The organism is Cupriavidus sp. 05T313 (assembly GCF_056396665.1).
In genome coordinates this window covers 1-4,221 of the sequence record NZ_JBFTLX010000398.1, presented here as the reverse complement: position 1 = coordinate 4,221, position 4,221 = coordinate 1, and the positions used below count along the sequence as shown (strand labels likewise).

General features: G+C 68.3%; 4 protein-coding genes. All 4 read right to left on the bottom strand.

The genetic code is table 11. From position 1 onward, the window contains the following. Positions 1-195: 195 nt before the first annotated feature. Complete coding sequence (locus tag AC1DKD_RS39615; protein ID WP_441633880.1) at positions 196-537, bottom strand: zinc ribbon domain-containing protein YjdM; 342 nt, start codon at positions 535-537, stop codon at positions 196-198. A 184-nt stretch (positions 538-721) separates the two neighbouring features. Continuing rightward, positions 722-2,152, bottom strand: a complete 1,431-nt coding sequence (locus AC1DKD_RS39610) for an efflux transporter outer membrane subunit (protein WP_441633882.1) — start codon at positions 2,150-2,152, stop codon at positions 722-724. A gap of 49 nt (positions 2,153-2,201) precedes the next feature. Then, positions 2,202-3,329 carry an ABC transporter permease gene (locus AC1DKD_RS39605; RefSeq protein ID WP_477111973.1) on the bottom strand — a complete coding sequence of 376 codons (1,128 nt, stop codon included), beginning with the start codon at positions 3,327-3,329 and terminating at the stop codon, positions 2,202-2,204. Positions 3,330-3,344: 15 nt separating this feature from the next. After that, positions 3,345-4,221, bottom strand: an 877-nt coding sequence (locus AC1DKD_RS39600; protein WP_477144595.1) for an ABC transporter permease, incomplete at its 5' end; no start/stop codon positions are given.

The window sequence follows — 4,221 nt, the reverse complement described above, 5'->3', positions numbered from 1 at the left end:
GTATGTCCACCATCGCCTTGCCGCCAATGAGGCCCCTCGCGCTGGACGGCACGATGATGCGGATATTCCCGCCGGGATAGCCTGACTGGACGAGGACGCCGCCGGCAAAGGCGGCGCCGGTCACGGAGGAATTCGCCGCGCTGCCGGAAGCGCGGTTCGCCGCGCGACAGCGGGGCCTGTGACGTGCTGGCGGGCTCAGGCCTTGCGCAGGAAGCAGGCCTTGAGCATGAAGCTGCCACCGTCCATCTTGCAATCGACTTCGTGGTCGCCGCCCACCAGCCGGATGCTCTTGACCTTGGTGCCCATCTTCAGCGTGATGGACGAGCCCTTGACCTTCAGGTCCTTGATCAGCACCACGGCGTCGCCGTCATTCAGCACGGTGCCGTTGGCATCCTTCACCACCGCGTCCGCGCTGTCGTCCGCTTGCGGGGCGGCCAACATCGCCCACTCATGGCCGCAGTCGGCGCAGACGAAATTGTCGCCGTCAGGATAGGTGTTTTCCAGTGTGCATTGGGGGCAGGCGGGGATCGTGGACATGATGGTTTTGACTGTATGCGGATTGAGGGCCCAGAGGGCCTGGATGGCCTAGAGTATAACGTCGGGTGGGTGCCGGTTCCGGCATTCGTCCCCGGATGCGCGCCCGCGTACAGAGCCGCCAGGCAGGATGCAGTCTCCTTTCGCTGCCCTCCGGAACGGCCCCCTGCGGGTCTTCGTATGAGGCCTAGCTATTATCTCCAGGCGACCACGAACCGCCCAGCGCGCGGTATAGCTGCACGGCCGCCACGGCTTGTGCCGTCTGCGTCTGGATCTGTTCCTCCTCGCGCCGCAGCGCGTCGATACGCGCGTCCAGCACGTCCTGCAGCGTGCGCCGGCCGCCTTCATAGAGGCGCGTGGCGCTCTGGCTGTTGCGCTGCGCGGTAGCGACCACCGCATCCAGCCGGGCACCGCGCTGATCCAGGCCATGACGCAGGCCGTAGGCATTGTCCACTTCCTCCAGCGTGCGCAGCACGGCCTGGTCGTAGTTTGCCTGCGCGGCCTGCAGGCGGGCGTCGCCGGCATCGATATTGGCCTGGATGCGCCCGGCGGTGAAGATCGGCAACTGCACGCCGACACCGAGCAAGCCGCCCGTGCCGCTCAGCGCGGGCAGCCCGTCCACGTGCAGGCGCCCATCCTGGCCGAGGAAGGTCAGGTAGAAGCGCGGGAACAACTCCGCTTTTGCGCTGCCGAGCCTGGCGGCCTGCGCGCGCACCAGCGCGGCCGAGGCCCGGACATCCGGGCGCCGCTCGATGACCTGGGACGGCAGCTGCCCCGCCGGCGGGGCCGGCACGAAGAACGGCGGCGGCGGGGACAATGCCGTTGCGCTCTGCGGTATCTGGCCGGCGAGCACCGCCAGCCGGCGCTCCCGGATCGAGATCAGGTTGACCAGCACGGGCCGCTGCGCCTGCAGCGCGCCAAGCTGCTCGCTCACGCGATCGATGTCATAGGGCAGCGCCTGGCCGGCTGCATAGCGTGCGCGGGTGTAGCGCAGCAGTTCGCCGACAGTTTCCATGCTGCGGTCAAGCAGTTGCAGACGGCGCTGCAGGCCGCGCGCCGCGACATAGTTCTCGGCCACGTCGGCGGCAATCGCCAGGCGCGTGCCGCGCAGGCGCTCCTCGGCGCTGAGCGCGACGGCTGCCGCGGCTTGCGCGTCGCTGCGCCGGCCGCCGAAGATGTCGATCTCCCAGGCCACGGTCACGCCGGCAAGGTGGCCGTCCAGTCCGGGAGACATGTCGGGCAACCCAGCGGGGCTGCGCAGGTCGGCCACGCCCCGCGCGGCCAGCGCCTGCGCCGAGAGCGTGGGGTAGAGCGCCGATTCGGCCACCCGCCCGATGGCGCGCGCTTCCGCCAGGCGCGCCTGTGCGACGCGCAGGTCGATACTGGCTTGCAGCGCCTGGGTGACGCGCTGCGTCAGTTCCGGGTCGCCCCAGTTTTGCCACCACTGCGCCAGGTCCTGTTCCGCGGCTGGCATGCCCTGGGCGGGGGCTTCGCTGAACGCAGCGGGGGCCGCGATACCGCCGGGCACGGTCACGTCGACCGTGGTGCAGCCGGCCAGGCCCGCGGCGATACATGCGATGAGGCCGGTGAGGATGCCGCGTGCTGGATAAGTACTCAAGGCAGAAGTCCGTTTGGTGGGCGGGCGCGAGGTGCGATCAGGCATGGCGTTAACCCTGCTGTGCCAGCATGGAGCGGAACCGCGTCAGCGCCAGGGCGAGGAAGATCCCGCCCGCGGCCGTCACGCCCAGCAACTGCGGCCACACCACGTCCACGCCCGCGCCGCGGAACAGGATGGCCTGGGTGAGGTTGACGAACTGGGTCGTCGGCAGGAACTGGACCGCGTGCTGCATGGCCTGCGGCATGCTCTGCACCGGCGTGGCGGCGCCGGACAGCAGGTAGGCAACGGCATAGGTCGGCACCGCCAGCAGGCCGAACTGCGGCATGGCCGGCGCGATGGTGGCGAGCCACATGCCGAGCGCCGTGACGGAAAACAGGTAGAGCGCCGTGCTCAGCGCAAACAGTCCCAGCGATCCCGTGACCGGCACCGCCAGCCACAGATGCACCACCAGCCACAGCGACAGCAGCGATGCCAGGAAGATCACCGCGCCGTTGGCGAGGATCTTGGCCACGGCGATCTCGCTGGCGCGTACCGGCATCACCAGCAAGTGCTCGATGGTGCCGTGCTCGCGCTCGCGGATCACCGCCGCGCCCACCAGGATGATGGCCAGCACGGTGATGTTGACCACGATCTGCATGGTGGATGTGAACCAGTGCGATTCCGTGTTGGGATTGAACATCACCGTGCTCTCCGCGCGCACGGGGAGTTGCGCCTCGATGCCCCGCGCATGCAGGAACTCAAGCACTTCGCGCGTGAAGATCTGCTGCAGGTAGGTGGCTCCCAGCCCCGCCTGCGTCATCGCCGTGGCATCGACCAGCACCTGCACCGCCGGCGTCCGGCCCGCCAGCACATCGGCTTCGAAGCGCGGCGGGATCTCGATGGCGAAGATATAGCGGCCACGGTCCATCTCCGCGTCGACGACGTGCCGGTCGACATCGACCGGCGTCTTGAAATACGGCGGACGGATCGCGTCGCGCAGGCGGCGCGACAGCTCGGAGTGGTCGCCGTCCACAATCGCCACCGACGCGTTCGACACCTCGGCCTTGATGCCCTTGGCCACCGAGTGCACGGCCAGGGTAAAGGCGAACACGATCAGCACCATCAGCGTGATATCGCTGAACAGGCTGCGCAGTTCCTTGCCGCACAGCCGGGCCACGTTCTTGCACCATTGGTTCATCGCGGCATCTCCCGGCTACGCCTCCTGCTTGCGCAGGAGCAGGCGCGCGCCAGTCAGGTATAGCAGCGCAAAGCCCAGCAAGGCCAGGTACATGGCGCCAAAGCTGCCGGCGCCCAGGCCCTTGGTGAAGCTGCCCAGGCTGACCAACTGGAACCACGACGACGGAAAGCCCAGGCCGATCCAGTAGCTGCTGCCGGTCAGCGTGGAAACGGGATAGAGCAGGCCGGAGAAGTTCACCGATGGAATCAGGCACAGGATGGCGGTGCCGAAGATGGCGGCCACCTGCGAACGCACGAAGGTGGACACCAGCAGGCCGAGCGCGGTGGCCGCCAGCACGAACAGCGCGGCGCCCAGCGACAAGGCGAGGAAGGAGCCCTTCAGCGGCACCTGCAGCAGCACGATCGCCAGGGCCACCAGCGTGAGGTAGCTGACCATGGCCAGCGCCACGTAGGGAAGCTGTTTGCCGATCAGGTATTCGCCCACGCTCGCGGGGGAGGCATAGAGGTTGGTGATGGATCCCATCTCCTTCTCGCGCACCACGCCGAGCGCGGTCAGCATGGTCGGGATCAGGATCAGCGCCAGCATGATGATGCCGGGCGTGATGGCATAGATGCTGCGGAATTCCTGGTTATAGATAAAACGCGACTCGATCGACACCGGCAGCGCGGCGGGGCGGGCCGGCAGCGCGCGCATCTGCGCATTGGCGTAGCCCAGCAGCACGCCGGTGACATAGGCGCGCGTGGTCGCGCCGGGGAACGGGCTGGACCCGTCCACGCGGAAGGCGAGTTGCGGTTGCCGGCCGGCCAGCAGGTCGCGCTCGAAACCGGGCGGGATATCGACGACCAGCATGTCGTTCGCGGCACGCAGGCGCCGGTCCGCGTCGGCCTCGCTG

Excerpts from the sequence above, each read along its gene's own strand:
- AC1DKD_RS39615 (WP_441633880.1), bottom strand. The coding sequence starts at position 537 with ATGTCCACGATCCCCGCCTGCCCCCAATGCACACTGGAAAACACCTAT.
- AC1DKD_RS39605 (WP_477111973.1), bottom strand. The coding sequence starts at position 3,329 with ATGAACCAATGGTGCAAGAACGTGGCCCGGCTGTGCGGCAAGGAACTG.